Source organism: Bogoriella caseilytica (assembly GCF_003752405.1).
GTDB lineage: Bacteria > Actinomycetota > Actinomycetes > Actinomycetales > Actinomycetaceae > Allobogoriella > Allobogoriella caseilytica.
This window is the reverse complement of the sequence record NZ_RKHK01000001.1, coordinates 2,513,002-2,528,729: the sequence shown is the minus strand read 5'-3', so window position 1 is coordinate 2,528,729 and position 15,728 is coordinate 2,513,002. Positions and strand designations below refer to the sequence as shown.

Annotated in this window: 13 protein-coding genes; 9 read left to right on the top strand and 4 right to left on the bottom strand. The window is 67.8% G+C overall.

Features of this window, described 5'->3' with window-relative positions; translation table 11 throughout:
- The first annotated feature begins 1 nt into the window (after nucleotide 1).
- The 9 genes from EDD31_RS14655 to EDD31_RS11295 all read left to right on the top strand — a co-directional run bounded on the left by EDD31_RS14655 (nucleotide 2) and on the right by EDD31_RS11295 (nucleotide 11,400).
- Complete coding sequence (locus EDD31_RS14655) at nucleotides 2-1,684, top strand: BadF/BadG/BcrA/BcrD ATPase family protein (protein ID WP_170163288.1); 1,683 nt, start codon at nucleotides 2-4, stop codon at nucleotides 1,682-1,684.
- Between the two features lie 150 nt (nucleotides 1,685-1,834).
- A complete protein-coding gene (locus EDD31_RS11330) occupies nucleotides 1,835-3,043 on the top strand; it encodes an exo-beta-N-acetylmuramidase NamZ family protein (protein ID WP_123304251.1) in 1,209 nt (402 codons plus the stop codon).
- On the top strand, nucleotides 3,040-4,023 hold the full coding sequence (locus EDD31_RS11325) for a GNAT family N-acetyltransferase (RefSeq protein ID WP_123304250.1): 984 nt from the start codon (nucleotides 3,040-3,042) through the stop codon (nucleotides 4,021-4,023). The genes EDD31_RS11330 and EDD31_RS11325 overlap by 4 nt, the downstream gene beginning before the upstream one ends.
- Nucleotides 4,020-5,741 carry an ABC transporter substrate-binding protein gene (locus EDD31_RS11320; RefSeq protein ID WP_170163287.1) on the top strand — a complete coding sequence of 574 codons (1,722 nt, stop codon included), beginning with the start codon at nucleotides 4,020-4,022 and terminating at the stop codon, nucleotides 5,739-5,741. Before EDD31_RS11325 ends, EDD31_RS11320 begins: the two co-directional genes overlap by 4 nt.
- 78 nt (nucleotides 5,742-5,819) lie before the next feature.
- Entirely contained in the window at nucleotides 5,820-6,797 is a 978-nt protein-coding gene (locus EDD31_RS11315) for an ABC transporter permease (RefSeq protein ID WP_123304248.1), read from the top strand.
- Nucleotides 6,798-6,800: 3 nt separating this feature from the next.
- Nucleotides 6,801-8,687 (top strand): dipeptide/oligopeptide/nickel ABC transporter permease/ATP-binding protein, encoded by a 1,887-nt coding sequence (locus EDD31_RS11310; protein WP_123304247.1) that lies wholly within the window; start codon nucleotides 6,801-6,803, stop codon nucleotides 8,685-8,687.
- Nucleotides 8,684-9,538 (top strand): ABC transporter ATP-binding protein, encoded by an 855-nt coding sequence (locus tag EDD31_RS11305; protein ID WP_123304246.1) that lies wholly within the window; start codon nucleotides 8,684-8,686, stop codon nucleotides 9,536-9,538. The genes EDD31_RS11310 and EDD31_RS11305 overlap by 4 nt, the downstream gene beginning before the upstream one ends.
- Nucleotides 9,539-9,564: 26 nt before the next feature.
- Nucleotides 9,565-10,494: an N-acetylmuramic acid 6-phosphate etherase gene (gene murQ / locus EDD31_RS11300; RefSeq protein WP_123304245.1), complete on the top strand. Its 930-nt coding sequence runs from the start codon at nucleotides 9,565-9,567 to the stop codon at nucleotides 10,492-10,494.
- Between the two features lie 27 nt (nucleotides 10,495-10,521).
- Nucleotides 10,522-11,400: a MurR/RpiR family transcriptional regulator gene (locus EDD31_RS11295; protein ID WP_123304244.1), complete on the top strand. Its 879-nt coding sequence runs from the start codon at nucleotides 10,522-10,524 to the stop codon at nucleotides 11,398-11,400.
- A gap of 6 nt (nucleotides 11,401-11,406) precedes the next feature.
- Here the strand turns inward: EDD31_RS11295 and EDD31_RS11290 are convergent, their stop codons facing one another.
- The 4 genes from EDD31_RS11290 to EDD31_RS11275 are packed head-to-tail and all read right to left on the bottom strand — an operon-like array spanning nucleotide 11,407 to nucleotide 15,603.
- Nucleotides 11,407-12,339 carry a carbohydrate ABC transporter permease gene (locus EDD31_RS11290; protein ID WP_123304243.1) on the bottom strand — a complete coding sequence of 311 codons (933 nt, stop codon included), beginning with the start codon at nucleotides 12,337-12,339 and terminating at the stop codon, nucleotides 11,407-11,409.
- Nucleotides 12,336-13,298 carry a carbohydrate ABC transporter permease gene (locus EDD31_RS11285; RefSeq protein ID WP_245991146.1) on the bottom strand — a complete coding sequence of 321 codons (963 nt, stop codon included), beginning with the start codon at nucleotides 13,296-13,298 and terminating at the stop codon, nucleotides 12,336-12,338. The genes EDD31_RS11290 and EDD31_RS11285 overlap by 4 nt, the downstream gene beginning before the upstream one ends.
- Nucleotides 13,295-14,632: an ABC transporter substrate-binding protein gene (locus EDD31_RS11280; RefSeq protein WP_123304241.1), complete on the bottom strand. Its 1,338-nt coding sequence runs from the start codon at nucleotides 14,630-14,632 to the stop codon at nucleotides 13,295-13,297. Before EDD31_RS11280 ends, EDD31_RS11285 begins: the two co-directional genes overlap by 4 nt.
- Nucleotides 14,633-14,682: 50 nt before the next feature.
- On the bottom strand, nucleotides 14,683-15,603 hold the full coding sequence (locus EDD31_RS11275; RefSeq protein WP_123304240.1) for an N-acetylmuramic acid 6-phosphate etherase: 921 nt from the start codon (nucleotides 15,601-15,603) through the stop codon (nucleotides 14,683-14,685).
- Nucleotides 15,604-15,728 lie beyond the last annotated feature (125 nt).

The following is a 15,728-nucleotide window of genomic DNA, read 5'->3' as shown; positions in this document are numbered from 1 at the left end:
TGTGAGTGAGCGTATGCCCTTGGTTCTGGGTCTGGACATAGGTGGCACATCCACCCGGGCGGCCTTTCTGAGCGCCAAGGGTGAGCTGCTCGGCCTCGCGCGGGGTGGCGGGGCGAACATCAACTCCTCCCCCGGAGACCTCCCCCGGCAGCTGGGCGCGGTCATTGCCACCGCCCAAGCCCAGGTGCGCGAGCACCTCGCTGCCGGCACCGTCGCTGAGGTTGTGGCGTGCGTGGCGGGGGTGGCCGGCTCGGGAGCGGCAGCCGGTGACCGCATCACCGAGTTGCTGCGCGGGGCCCTGAGTTACGCCGGTATCGCGGCACCGGCCGAGATCGTGCCAGATCCGGTGATCGCCTTCGCGGCCGGCTCGGCACAACCTGAGGGCTCCGTCCTCCTGGCCGGCACCGGAGCGGCAAGCTTCCGCATCGAGGGCTTCGCCGAGGCTGCGCGCGCCGATGCCCTCGGCTGGCTGCTGGGGGACGTCGGCGGCGGGATCTGGATCGCGCTCGAAGGGCTGCGCGCCGGCGCCGCGAGCCTCGACGGGCGCGCCACACCCACGGCACTGGCCCCAGCGGCGGCACAGTTCGCCGCCGACCATCTGGGAGAGAGCACCGGCGACCCGCTGCAGGACCTGATCCGCGTGGTACACGGCACCCGGCCCGCCGAACTCGGCAGCTTCGCGCGGACGGTAGCGCGCCTGGCCAGAGGCGGCGAGGCCTCCGAACCCGATCCCACGGCGGCGGAGATCGTGGCGCGCGCAGCGGGCGGGCTCCTGACGTCGCTGGCCGCCGTCTCGCCCCGGCCGGCCTCGACCGTGGTCCTCGCTGGTTCGGTGCTCACCAAGGACGGGCCGGTGCGCTCGACCGTCCGCGACCATCTCGTGCACCAGGGCCTCACCACACTGGACGCAGCAGAGCCGGTGGTGGGGGCTGTCTGCCTCGCGGCCCACCGTGCCGGATGGGATCAGCCCGACCCGCGAGCGCTCAGTGCCGCCGTGGATGCCATGGAGACGCGCGCTGCTCCCGCCACGCGCCCCGCCGCACCTCCGCCGAGCTCGCGCAAGCGCCCCCCTGCGGCACTCGCGCTGGATCACTACCGGCCCGAGGATCACGACCGGCTCTACGAGATCTGCGTGCGCACCGGTGACTCCGGCGACGATGCCACCAGCAAGTACCGGGAACCCGAGCTGCTCGGCCACATCTACCTGGGTGCCTACCTCGCACTCGAACCCGAGCATGCCCTCGTCCTTCGCGATCCCGACGGCGTCGCTCAGGGATACTGCGTCGCGACCGCGGAGACGGCACGCTTCGAACAGCGCTGCGAGACCGAGTGGTGGCCGGCACTGCGCGAGCGCTACCCGATGCCACGCCCGGAGGAGGACTCCCCCGATGCCGCGCTGATCCGCAAGATCCACCAGCCGGGAGGGACGAACCCTGCGCTGCTGCAGGACTTCCCCGCCCATCTGCACATCGATCTGCTACCCGTAGCCCAGGGCGGCGGCAACGGCAAGCGGCTCCTGCTCGCCGTGCTCGACGAGCTTCACGCCGACGGCGCTCCGGGCGTCCATCTGGGTGTGGGCGGGCGCAACGCGCGTGCGATCGGCTTCTACGAGCACGTCGGCCTGCGCACGGTGATCCACCACCCGTGGGGCCTCACGATGGGCACCGCACTCCCCCTGCACTAGATCTGCGTCGCCGCTCGTCACCTCTGCACTGACCCACGCCCCGCCGGCGATGTTTCCGCGATGTCACCATCGAGTAACTTCGCTTGAAACTGATTGACGCACATGGTTCACTCCTCGTAACTTCCTAACCTCAACGACGAGGAAGACTCCATGACTTCAGCTGCAACATCGTCGGCCCCCACCACCGGGCTGACGCGCGTTCTCGATCAGCCCACCCTGCTCCCCCAGGGCACCGTGGCGCTGTGTGCGAACTACACCTCGGTCACCGCCGACCTCGGCCGCGGGGTCGACGCGCTGCTGGCGGCCGGAGTGCCGCTGACCTCGCTCCTCACCCCGGAGCACGGCTACTGGGGCGCCGCCCAGGCAGGCGAGTCCGACGGCGAGGGCACCGATGCCGCCACTGGACTGCCGGTCCTCGACTCCTACCTCCTGGAGGGCGCCGAACTTGAGGCCCTGCTGCTGCGCTCGCAGGCGGAACAGATCGTGGTGGACCTGCAGGACATCGGCACGCGCTTCTACACCTACATGTGGACCCTGTACGACGTCATGTGCGCAGCCGTGCGCACCGGCCAGCGCGTCGTCGTCCTCGACCGCCCGAACCCGCTGGGGCGTTCGGGGGCCGGGCCTGGCCTGGATGCCGAGTGCGCGAGCTTCGTGGGCCGGGTTTCGATCCCGCTGCGTCACGGCCTCACCCTGGGTGAGCTCGCCCGCTGGTTCGCCGCCGAGCACGTTCCGGCGGCCACCGGGAGCAGCCCCGAGCTCGTGGTGATCGAGGCGGAGTGGGACGGCTCCGCCTCGCAGGACACCGCGACCTGGGTGATGCCCTCGCCGAACATGCCCACACTCGACTGTGCGGCGCTCTACCCGGCCACCGGCTTGATCGAGGGCACCACGCTCTCGGAGGGGCGCGGCACCACCAAGCCCTTCGAGCTCATCGGCGCGCCGTGGACCGATCAGCGCCTGGCGGCCGCCCTGCGCGAGCATGAGCTGCCTGGAATGACCGTCCGAGAGGCCGTCTTCCGCCCCACCTTCGCCAAGTGGGCCGGCGAGACTGTGCATGGGGTCCAGTTCCACGTACGCGACGCTGCCGCCATCGACCCGGCGCAGACCATCCACACCGTGCTGTCCACGGTCCGCGACCTCTACCCGGATCAGGAGCTCTGGCGCCACCGCGGTCCCGGCATCGACGGCGAGTCCCGTCCGCCTTTCGCCGATCTGCTCTGGGGCTCCTCCGCATTGCGCCACGGCATCGACTCCGGCGCGAGCGTCGAACAGATTCTCGCGGCCTCCCCACCCGCACCCCGCGTCCCTGCCGATGTGCTGCACTACCCCGGCCACCATGGGGACGGACACGGATGACGCTCTATCGGAGCTACCGCAGCGGTGACCTCGCCGGGATCCTCACCGTGCTGGACCAGGCGATGCCTGAGGAGGGCATCAGCGAGGAGACCTTTGCTACCACCGTTCTCCTCGACGGCAACTTCGACCCTGCCGGCTTGGTGATCGTCGAACTCGACGACACCATCGTCGGCTTCCTGTACGCCACCTCCGCACAGAGGGGGATGCTTCCTCAACCAGACCACGGCTATCTCACGATCGCCGCGGTGGCACCAGCACACCAACGGCAGGGCATCGGCTCCGAGTTGCTCCACAGGGCGATGACCCATCTGCGGGACCGCGGTGCCGCACGCGTCACCATCGCGGGCTACCCCCAGGGGTATTTCGTGCCCGGGATCGACCCGGTGGCCTACTCAACGGCGCGAGCCCTCGCGTCCGGGCACGGTTTCGAGCAGATCGGGTCCGCCACCGCCATGCATCGCGCACTGCAGGGCTACGCCATCCCCGAGGAGGTGCGTGCACTGATCCGCCGCCGCATGGACGACGGGTATGTGTTCGCAGCGGCAGGCTGGGACGACCTGAGCGAGGTGCTCACTTTCGCGGAACGCACCTTGGCACCCGACTGGGGCAACGCCGTGCGCGAGGCAGTTCTCGCCAGTCGCCAGCCCAGCCGGATACGTCTGGTTCGCTCGCCCGAGGGCACCGTGGCCGGTTTCGCCACCTACGCGACCTATGGCGGGGTCCGCGAACGGTTCGGGCCTTTCGGTGTGGACCCGCAGCAACGAGGCACAGGGCTCGGCAAGGCCCTGCTTCACCAGACCTTGAGGCAGATGCACGACGAGGGCGCCTCGCGCGCCTGGTTCCTGTGGACCGGGGAGGACTCCCCCGCCGGGAAGCTTTACCGCAGCAACGGCTTCGAGGTCACCCGGCGCTTCGACGTCATGCGCACTGAACTCACCCCCTCAGACTCACCGCACCACCGATGGAAGGATCACCCATGAGAAAGATGCGAATGACGCGGTACGCCGCGGGACTCGCAGCAGGCGCGCTGGTCCTCGCCGCCTGCGGAAACGGCACCGATGACGGCGCCGGCAACGACACCGGGACCGGCTCCGACACCGACAACGGCTCTGAGGGCGACGACGCGGCCGCCGAGGTCGAGCCGCTGACCGTCCACGCCAATGACGGGACCTCGTACCAGGCGAACTACAACCCGTACTCCACCTCGGCACTGCGCGGGACCACCGGCTTGATCTACGAGCCGCTGGTGATCTCCACCCCCATGCAGCCTGGCCAGCCCATCCCGTGGCTCGCCGAATCCTTGGACTTCAACGACGACGGCACGGTGCTGACAGTGAACCTCCGCGAGGGCGTGCAGTGGAGCGACGGGGAGGCCTTCACTGCCGACGACGTCGCCTTCACCTTCAACCAGCTGAGCGAGAACTCCGCCCTCGACACCGCCGCACTGCGGCCCGCGAGCGCCACCGCGGTGGACGAGACCACCGCGGAGATCGAGTTCGAGGAACCACGCTTCGCCCGTGAGGGCGCCATCGGCAACACGGTGATCGTGCCGGAGCACATCTGGTCCGAACTCGATGAGCCGTTGGAGTTCGTCAACGACGAGGACCCGGTGGGTACGGGCCCCTTCGTCCTCGGCCAGTTCGGTGAGCAGATGTACACCCTGGTCAAGAACGAAGAGTACTGGGCGGCCGACGAGATCGAGGTCGAGGAGATCCGCTACCCGGCGAACACCACCGAGACCCTGACCACCCGCCTCCAGCAGGGTGACCTGGACTGGTCGGGTGGCTTCATCGCCAACATCGAGCAGGTCTTCGTCTCCCACGACCCCGACAACCGCGGGTACTGGTACCCCGGCGGTGGCGCCGTGAACATCACCATCAACAACGAGCGCGAGATCTGGGACGACCAGGATCTCCGCGAAGCCGTCTCACTGGCAATCGACCGCGTGGAAGTCTCTGAGGTCGCCATGCAGGGCTACGTCCCGCCGGCCCACCCGACCGGACTGCCGATGCCTGCTTACGAAGAGGTGCTGGCCGATGAGTACCGCGACATGGAGCTCGATTTCGATCCCGCGCGCGCCAACGAGATTCTCGATGAGGCAGGCTACGAGACCGGCGAGGACGGCGTGCGTACCGCGCCGAACGGTGACCGCCTCACCTTCGACTTCGAGGTCCCCTCGGGTTGGCCGGACTGGGTGGACATCTCCAACGTCATCGAGCCGATGTTCTCCGAGATCGGTATTGAGCTGAGCCCGCAGGGTGTGTCGCTGGAGCAGTACGTGGAGAACCGTAACAACGGGAACTTCGACATCACCCTCGCCTCGGTCGGCATGGGCCTGACGCCCTACGACATGTACCGCAACATGCTCAGCTCCGAGTACCGGCCCGACGAGGACTCCGAAGACCAGTCGGTGAGCGCGAACTTCGGTCGTTTCTGGTCCGATGAGGCCGACGAGCAGCTCCAGCGCTTCGAGAACACCGGCGACGACGACGAACGACAGGAAGCCATCGAGGAGATGCAGCGGTTCGTGGTCGAGGAGCGTGCGGTCATCCCATTGATCCCCACCGCGAACTGGTTCCAGTACAACACCGTGCGCTGGACCGGCTTCCCGAACGAGGACAACCCCTACGCCCTCGGTGCGCCCTTCCAGGTGCCTGACAACGCCCTCATCATCCGAGAGCTCACGCCGAACAACTGATCCGATCCGGTCGGGCGGTGCACTGAGGGGAGTGCGCCGCCCGACCGGGCGCGTGACAAGCCCGCCAGGAGGGCGTTCATGAAGTATCTGCTACGCAAGATCGTGCTCTACGTCTTCATTGCGTGGGCCGCGATCACCTTGAACTTCTTGATCCCCCGGCTCATGCCCGGGGACCCGGTCTCCATTCTCATCGAGAACATGGAAGGCCGGATCGACGCCAGCGCCCGCGCGGCGCTGATGGAGGCCTACGGCCTCACCGACGCCCCGCTGTACGTCCAGTACTGGGATTACCTGACCGGACTCGCCCAGGGCGACCTCGGGCTCTCGATCAGCTACCACCCGGTGCCGGTGGCCGACATCGCCTTCGGTGCCATGCCGTGGACCCTCGGCCTGGTGGGCGTGACCACGATCATCAGCTTCATCCTCGGCACCGGCTTCGGCGTGCTCTTCGCCTGGTGGCGCGGCCGCAAGACCGACTACGTCCTCCCTGCGCTGACCTTCCTCAACGCCGTTCCGTACTTCTGGATGGCGCTGATCCTGGTGCTGATCTTCGCGATCAATCTCGACTGGTTCCCCTACGCGAACGCCTACGGCCTGGGGCTCTTTCCCGGCTGGAACATGGAGTTCGTCAGGTCAGTGCTCTACCACGCAATCCTCCCGGCGCTGACGATCGTCATCGGTTCCTTTGCCGGCTGGGTACTCTCCATGCGCAATATGACGGTGACGGTCCTCGGCGAGGACTACGTGTCCATGGCCGAGGCCAAGGGCTTGCGCAAGAGCACCATCCTCTTCACCTATGGAGCCCGGAACGCCATCCTGCCCTCCATCACCGGCTTCGCCCTGTCCCTGGGCGCGGTGGTCTCCGGCTCGATGCTGACCGAGGTCATCTTCAATTACCCCGGTGTGGGCTACACGCTCTTCCGCGCAGTTCAGGCCCAGGACTTCCCGCTCATGCAGGGACTGTTCCTGGTCACTTCGCTGGCGGTGATCCTCGCGAACCTCATCGCGGACATCGTCTACATCTTCCTCGACCCGCGCACGAGAGCGGAGGGCTGACCCTTGAAGATCTCCCGTTTCCTCCCCACCTCCGGCAAGGTCACCGCCGGGCTGATCATCGTGTTCATCTTCGCGCTGATCGCGATCTTCGGGCCGATGGTCACTGACTACGCCCCGCGCCAGACCGGCAATCCCCCCCTCGCACCCCCCTCGGCCGACCACTGGTTCGGCACCACGCAGATCGGCCAGGACGTCTTCTCCCAGTTCGTCCACGGCGCGCGGATCTCCCTGGGTATCGGCCTCTTCGCCGGTGCGCTGTCACAGGTGGTCTCAGTGATCGTGGGCCTGGTCGGCGGATACTTCCGCGGGCTGGCCGATGAGGTGCTCTACATCATCACCGCCGTCTTCCTGGTCATCCCAGGCATGCCCCTCCTGGTGGTCCTCACCGGCTACCTGCCCACCCGGGGCATGATTTCGGTGGCCATCGTCATCACCATCACCTCCTGGGCAGCCTCAGCCCGTGTGCTGCGCGCGCAAACCATGTCGCTGCGCAATCGTGACTTCGTCGAAGCCGCGCGCGCGTCCGGGGAATCACGACTGCGGATCCTCTTCGCCGAGATCATGCCGAACGCGCTGCCCGTGGTGGCCTCGGGTTTCCTCTTCTCGACCATCGCGGCGATCCTGGCCGAAGCTGGCCTGTCCTTCCTCGGTCTCGGATCGCTCACCACGGTCAGCTGGGGCTCGATGCTCTACTTCGCGCAGAACTCCCAGGCACTCCTGGCGGGCGCCTGGTGGTGGTTCGTGCCGCCGGGCCTGGCCATCGCGATCATCGGTGCTGGCCTGGCGCTGATCAACTTCGGCATCGACGAGTACGCCAACCCCCGCCTGCGCACCGGCAAGTCGCGGGCCAAGGCGGTCAAGGGCTCGGGCATGCGCCAGACCGCCATGTCCTCCGCGGCTGCGTCCGCCGAGGCCGGGGCCGCCGAAGGTGGTTCCACGGTGCGCTCGGGTCTGAGCGACCCGAGCAACGAGGAGGCCAGCAGCCCGGGCGTCGCGCAAGCCGCGCACGAACAGGTGCGCGCCAGTGCGGAACCCCAACTGCGCAAGCCGGACGTGCCCGGTGACCCGGTCATCACGGTGCGCGACCTCGTGGTGGACTACCCCATCGCTGAAGGCACCGTGCGCGCCGTCGACCACGTCTCGATCACCCTGCATCGCGGGGAGGTGCTCGGCCTGGCCGGGGAGTCCGGCTCGGGCAAGTCCACGCTCACCAACGCGATCACGCGGCTGCTGCGCAGCCCGGCCGAGGTCGTCGGTGGCGAGATCACCTACCACCGCGGCGTGAGCCGGTCGGGGGGCTCCGACCGGGGCGACATCGACCTGCTGAACATCTCGTCCGGTGACCTGCGCGCGCTGCGCTGGAGCGAGCTGGCGATCGTGTTCCAGAGTGCGATGAACGCCCTGAACCCGGTCACCCGGATCTCCGCGCAGTTCGACGACGTCGTGAAGGTGCACCGCCCGGGCATGGCGCCCAAGGCACGCCGCGAGCTCGCCAAGGTCATGCTGGAGAAGGTGGGGATCGATCCCGAGCGGGTCGATGCCTACCCCCACGAACTCTCCGGTGGGATGAAACAGCGCGTGGCCATCGCCATCGCGCTGGTGCTGGAGCCGGACGTGATCATCATGGACGAGCCGACGACCGCGCTGGATCTGCTGATTCAGCGCGAGGTGCTCGACCAGGTCATGCAGTTGCGGGACGAGTACGGCTTCGCGGTCATCTTCACCACCCACGACCTCGCGCTCCTACTGGAAATCTCCGACACGATCGCAGTCATGCAGCAGGGCGTGCTCGTCGAGTACGGGCCCGGTGAGGCGGTCCACGCCGATCCGCGCCACCCCTACACCCAGACCCTGCTGCGGTCCCTCGCCGACCTGGGAGCCAACGTATGAGCGACAATCCTGCTGCCATCGCGGCGGCCGAGATCCCCCCGGGCACCGTGGTGCTCGAAGCACGCGACATCGTCAAAGACTTCCGCGGCAAACGCGAAGGGCTACGTCGCAAGCGAATGCGAGCCGTGGACCACGTCTCGCTGCAACTGCGTACCGGCCGCGTGACGGCACTGGTGGGCCAATCGGGTTCGGGAAAGTCCACCATGGGGCGGATCCTTGCTCAGCTCATCGTGCCTACCGGGGGCGAACTGCTACTACACGGGGAACCGATTGCGGCCACCCGGGGGCGGAAGTACATCAACTACACCTCCACCGTGCAGATGACGCTGCAGGATCCCTTCGCCTCCCTCAACCCGGTTCATCGCATCAGCTACGTGCTCAAGCGTGCGCTGCGCATCCATGGGCACGCTACGAATGAAGACGATGCCCAGGAGCAGGCGCTGGAGTTGCTGCGCAAGGTCGAACTCACCCCCGCGGAGCGCTACCTGCACCGCTTCCCCCACGAACTCTCCGGCGGCGAACGGCAACGCATCTCCTTCGCCCGGGCGCTCGCCGCGCAGCCGCAGGTGCTGCTGGCCGATGAGCCGGTGTCGATGCTGGACGTCACCATCCGCAAGGAGATGCTCGACCTGCTCGACAATCTCCGGCGGACCGAGAACCTGGCCATTCTCTACATCACCCACGATCTGGGATCGGCCCGCGCCTACTCCGACGAGACCCTGGTGATGTACCACGGTCAAGTGGTGGAACGGGGTCCGAGTGCCGAGGTCATCGACAACCCGCAACACGAATACACCCAGCGCCTCCTCGCGGCCGCACCGGACCCGTCCCGGCGACGTCACCGCGCGTGAGCAACGAACGAGGAGAAACAGAGCTGATGACCGAGATCTCGACCACCGGCCCCCGGCTGGAGGCTCTGGCCACCGAAGCGGTCGACGACCGCTACGCCGACCTCGACACCCGGCCGGTGCTGGGCGTCCTGCAGGCGATGAACGACGCCGAGGCAAGTGTCCCTGCTGCAGTGGCCGGCGCACTCCCCCACCTGGCCCGCCTGGTGGAAGCCACCGCCGAGGCGCTGCGCGGGGGTGGGCGCCTGTTCTACGTGGGCGCGGGCACCTCCGGGCGCCTCGGCATCCTCGACGCCTCGGAGTGCCCGCCCACCTTCCACACCGATCCGCAGACTGTGCAGGCTCTGATCGCCGGCGGGCAACAGGCCGTGTTCGCTGCGGTGGAGGCCGCGGAGGACTCCGCGGACGCCGGCGTGGCGGACATCCGTTCCTGCAGTGTGGGACCCCGGGACGTCGTGGTCGGCATTGCCGCCTCGGGCCGCACCCCCTACGTGCTCGGTGCGGTCACGGCCGCCCGAGAGGCGGGCGCGCTCACGGCAGGGGTCTCCTGCAATGTGGGGTCACCGCTCGGGAACGCCGTGGACTACCCGATCGAGGTGGAGGTCGGACCCGAGGTGGTCGCCGGATCCACGCGGCTCAAGGCTGGATCGGCCACCAAGCAGATCCTGAACATGATCTCCACCGCCGTCATGGTCCGGAACGGCAAGACGTACGGAAACCTCATGGTGGACGTCTCGGTCACCAACGCCAAGCTGCGCGACCGCGGAGAACGGCTGGTCATGCGGATCACCGGAGCGGATCGGGACGAGGCGGCGCGCGCACTGACCGAGGCCGGAGACAAGGTCAAGCTTGCCGCGGTCATGCTCTCCAGGGAGGTGAGCCGCCCCGAGGCGGAAGCGCTGCTCGAGGCGGCCGAAGGACGGCTCCGAGCCGTGCTGGACCGGATCGACGGCTCCTGAGCGACGGCCTGAAGTAGGTTCGGCGGTATGACTCTCGAGGCACCCCAGATCGATTCAGTCAATCTCGTCACGCGGATCGCCGGTCTGCTGCCAGAACTGCGCCCGGCCGAACGCCGAGTGGCCGAGGCAGTGATCGCCAATCCGGCCGAAGTGGCCCGCGAGTCCATCACCACCCTGGCGGAGCGGTGCCACACCTCGGCACCGACCGTGGTGCGCTTTGCCAAGCGACTCGGATTCGCCGGCTACCCCCAACTGCGCCTGACCCTGGCCAAGGACGCCGGCCGAGAGGAGGGCCGCCACGCTGGCGAGCCGCTCTCCGGCACCCTCGATGCCAGCGACACCCTGGACGAGGTGGTGGCCAAGCTCGCCTACGCGGAGTCCCGAGCCCTCGAGGACACTGCCGCGATGCTGGACCGCAGCGCGCTGGCCAGCACCGTCGAGGCGATAGCTGCGGCCCCCCGCATCGATCTTCTGGGTGTGGGGGCCTCGGCGGTCCCCGCGATCGACCTCGGCCAGAAGCTCCTGCGCCTGGGGCTGGCTGCCGCGCACCACACCGACAGGCACGCCGCGATGACCTCGGTCTCGCTGCGCGGTGAGGGCGACGTCGTCATCGCTGTCTCCCACTCCGGGTCCACCACCGATGTGATCGCCCCGGCCGAGCTCGCCCGCGAGCACGGTGCCACCACGGTCGCCGTGACGAACCACCCGGAGTCTCGCCTGGCGAAGGCCTGCGATGTGGCCCTGGTGACGGCCTCGCGCGAGACCACCTTCCGGTCCGGGGCGATGGCCAGTCGTATCGCGCAGCTGCTGATCGTGGACTGCGTCTTCGTGGGGGTCGCGCTGCGCGACATGGAGGCGACCCAGCAGGCGCTGGACGCCTCCTTCCGCGCCGTCGCCGACCTGTAGCGGGCTCTACTTCCCCATCCCGGAGGTCAGCCCCGAGATGATCTGCTTGGTCGCGATGAGGAACAAGACGATCAGGGGCACCGTGGCGATGACCAGTCCGGCGAAGAGCGTCGACCAGTTCGTCTGATACTCGCCGAAGAAGGTCGTCAGACCCACCGGAATGGTGTAGTTCTCCCGGTTGCGGATCAGGATGAGCGGGTAGAAGAAGTCGTTCCAGATGGGCACGAACCGGAAGACCACCACGGTGGCGATCGCCGGGCGCACCAGCGGCATCATCACACTCCAGAACATCCGCAGTGGCCCGGCTCCGTCGAGCCGTGCAGCCTCCTCCAGCTCCCCGGGCAGCTGGCGGAAGAAGGTGGTCAGCACGAACACCGAGAAGGGGATGGACAGGGCCGAGTAGATCAGGATGAGCCCCAGCCGGCTGCTGACCAGGTTCAGGGCGTCGAAGAGGTAGAAGATCGGCACAATCATGAGGAAGACCGGCATCATCAACCCGGAGGCGAAGACCGCCTCGATCACACCCATGAGCCTGGTCTGGGACCGGGCGAGCGCATAGGCCGCCAGCAGCGAGACCATGGTCGCCAGGACCACCGAGATCGTGGTGACCATGACCGAGTTGAAGAAGTAGGTGGAGAACGACGCCTCGATCCATGCGCGCTGGTAGCTGGTGAAGTCGGGCCGTACCGGCAGGCCGAGCGGCTCGGTGGCCAGCTCCTGATTGGTGCGCAGCGAGTTCGCCACCATGACCAACAGGGGCAGCACCGCGATCGCCGCGTAGAGCCAGAGCACGCTCGAGGTGAGGGCGGCACGGATCCCGCCAGGCCTGCGCCGGCGGGGCGCACCCGAACCCGGAAGCTGGCCAGAGGTGCGGGCAAGGGCCGGGCCGGCCACAGGAAGGGGGCCGGCCGCGTTCTGGCCGGTGGGAACCGCGCTCATCCCAGGAGCCTCCTCTCGTTGCGACGGAACCAGCGAGTGAAGGCGATCGAGAGCACGAAGATGAAGAGGAAGAGCAGGATCGCGATCGCCGAGGAGATCCCGATGGCATTGGAGGATCCCGACTCGAAGGCGCTGCGGTAGAACAGCAGCGACATCACGTCGGTCGCACCGGCAGGCGCGCCGGTGGACCCGCCGAGCGCGTAGGGAATCGGGAAGGCCTCCATGGCGAAGATGAAGGTCAGCACGCTGACCGTGCCGATGATCGGCATCATCAACGGAAGGGTGATGCGCACGAAGCGCTGAATGGGGCCCGCGCCGTCGAGTTCGGCGGCCTCATCGAGCTCGGGAGCGATGCCTCCCAGGGCGGCTCCGTAGATCAGCAGCGGGAAGCCGACCCACTGCCAGGCGGTGACCAGCACGATCACCCAGATCGCCGTGCTCGGATTGCCGAGCCAGGGCTGGGCCAGGGAGTCGAGGCCGACGGCCCGCAGTAACGCATTCACGGGGCCGAACAGTGGCGACAACAGCAGCGACCACAGGTACCCCACGACCAGTGGGCTGACCAGGTACGGCATCGTGTAGAGCACCTGGAAGAGCCGGCGGAACCGTTCCCGGCGGTGCAGGATGGCTGCGAGCACCAAGCCCACGGAGTTCTGCACCACCATAGCTCCGGCGAAGAGCAAGAGGTTGTGGCCCAAAGCCCGGGGGATCTGCGTGCGATACGGCTCGGCGGTGAACAGGTGCAGGAAGTTCGCCAGGCCCACGAACTCCCCCTGGGCAGTGCCGCGCCAGGAGTACATGGAGTAGCTCACCGCGGTGGCCATCGGGTACAGGATCAACAGCCCGAACAACACAGCTGCCGGAGCGATGAAGAGCAGAGCCGTGCCGGTCGGCAGCGCCGCCGTCATCCGACGGCGGCGCTGCCCGGACCGCGAAACCGGTGGGGGCGTCGAGGTCACTGACCTGGCTCGAACCACTGCGACACGCCGTCCTGGAGGTCCTGCGCCACGGCTGCGGGGTCGGTGTCACCGAGGAAGAGTGCCTGCACGCGGTCGCCGATGATGTCGGTGCCGGTGGGGTCCCCGTAGCGGAAGTGCACGAGCAGCAGGTAGGGGGTCGGGTTCTCCTCGTACAGGTCCCACATCTCCTGCATCAGCGGGTCTTCGAAGGTGACACCCGGAATGGGAGAGAACTGCTTGATGTCGTTGGCCATCATCTGGCCGAACTCGGTGGTGGCCAGCCATTGGATGAGGGTTTCGGCTTCCTCCGGGTGGGCGCTGTTGGCGCTCAGCCCCCAGTTTCCGTCGGCCCACGCCGGGGTGACCGGGTGGTCGATGGGCGAACCCGGCGCTGGCGGCACCTGGAAGACACCGAGCTCAAGGTCGGGGTTCTCGTTCTGGAAGAAGGCGAGCTCGAAGGAGCCCCCGGGGAACATGGCGGCTTGTTCGGTGGCGAACAGCATCTGCGAGTCGGTGTAGCTGACGCCGACGACGTCCTGGGGCATGTACTCCTCCACGTCGAGGAGCACCTGAAGCGATGCCACGTAATCGTCGTCGGTGAAGTCGGTCTCGCCGGCGAGCACGGCTTCCTCGAACTCCGAGGCGCCATAGCGGGGGGCGGCGAGGGTGTCGTGCACGATGGGCATCATCCAGGCGTCGAGGCCACCGACTGACAGGGGCGTGATGCCCTCGTCGGCGACGGCCTCGTTGACGGCGAGGAACTCCTCCCAGGTGGTGGGTTCTTCCAATCCGAGCTCGTCAAAGATCCGGACGTTGTAGTACATCTGCAGGGTCTGCGAGGCGAAGGGCACCCCGTAGACCTGGCCGTCCTCGACGCTCATGGCGCCGGCCAGAATCGACTCAGGGAAATCGAGAACCGCCGGCACGATCTCATCGAGCGCCACGATGTTCTCACCCTCGATAAGTGGCTGGAGCTGACCGTAGGTGCGCACCTGCGCGACGTCGGGCCCATCCGAGCCGGTCAGCCCGGTCTGCAGGATCTGGTTGTACTCGGTGTTGACGAAGGCCTGGAAGTCCACAGTGATGCAGGGGTGCTCCTCCTCGAAAACCGAGAAGATCTCGTTGTAGGCGGTGGCGTCCTCGGTGCGCCACGACCACACCCGCAAGGTGACGTCCTCGGCACACTCCTCGCCTGCCGCTCCTTCTTCACCATTGCCCTCTTCGGTCTCGCCGTTGCCCTCGGTGCCAGGATCGGGAGCGTCATCGGAGGGGGCGCAAGCTGACATCAGGAGGGCAATGGAGAGGCCGAGGGATGCTGCGATGCTGCGTTTCATGGAGAGCTCCTAGTGGGGGACGGGGACAGTGAAGGACTGCGTGAGAACGACTACGGGGTGGTTGCCCGGACGGCATCGCGCACGACGCCGCCGGACCGCTCGAGCGCTGCGCGCGCCTGGGCGGGCTCGGCGCCAGTGAGGGCCATGACCAGACCGACTTTCAGATCGCCTCCGGCGCTGGCGAGCACCGCAGCGCTGTCGGGGCGGCTCAGCCCGGTGGCCTGGCAGAGGATCGTCACGGTGCGGGCACGCAGCTTCTCGTTGGTGGCGACCACGGAGACCATGAGGTTGGACCAGGTGCGCCCGAGGCGAACCATGAGGGCCGTTGAGAAGGTGTGCAGGATGAGCTTCTGCGCGGTGCCGGCCTTCAGGCGGGTCGATCCGGTCAGTGCCTCGGGGCCGGTGTCCACGACGATCGGAACATCGACGTGACGCAGCAGGCCGGCCCGGGGGTTGGAGGTGACCAGCGCCGTCACCGCTGCCTGCTCGGTGGCCTGAGCGATCGCTCCGGCCACGAAGGGCGTACGCCCGGAGGCCGCCAGGCCGATCACCACGTCCTCGGCACCGACCGCCGAGACGGCGTCCCGGCCGGCGGCGGCATCGTCCTCCGCGCCTTCCACGGCCTGAGCCAGAGCGGAGTGACCGCCGGCGAGGTGGGCGAGGACAACACCTTCGTGGAGCTGGAAGGTAGGCAGCAGCTCTGCGGCGTCGATGACGGCCAGACGACCGCTGGTGCCTGCGCCGACATAGTGCACCGCGCCACCGCGAGCGACCCGTTCGGCCGCGAGGTCGACCAAGCGGGCAAGGTGCGGAAGGCTTGTGGCGACAGCTCCTGGGACGAGGCGGTCCTCGGCGTTGATCAGCTCCAGGAGTTCACGGGTAGGGACCTGATCCAGCGCGCGGGTCCGCTCGTTGCGTTCCTCGGTGGGAGAGTCCACTGCCGTGCCCCAGGCACTGCCGCCATCGTCCATCGCTCCCACTGGCTCACTGCTCCTCTGCCACAACATCGGGACCGCTGGCCGACTCCCGTGCGCCAGACAGTGCCGTGAGTCACGCCGGAAGTCAAGGATTTTCACCAAAGACTGCATGTAACAAA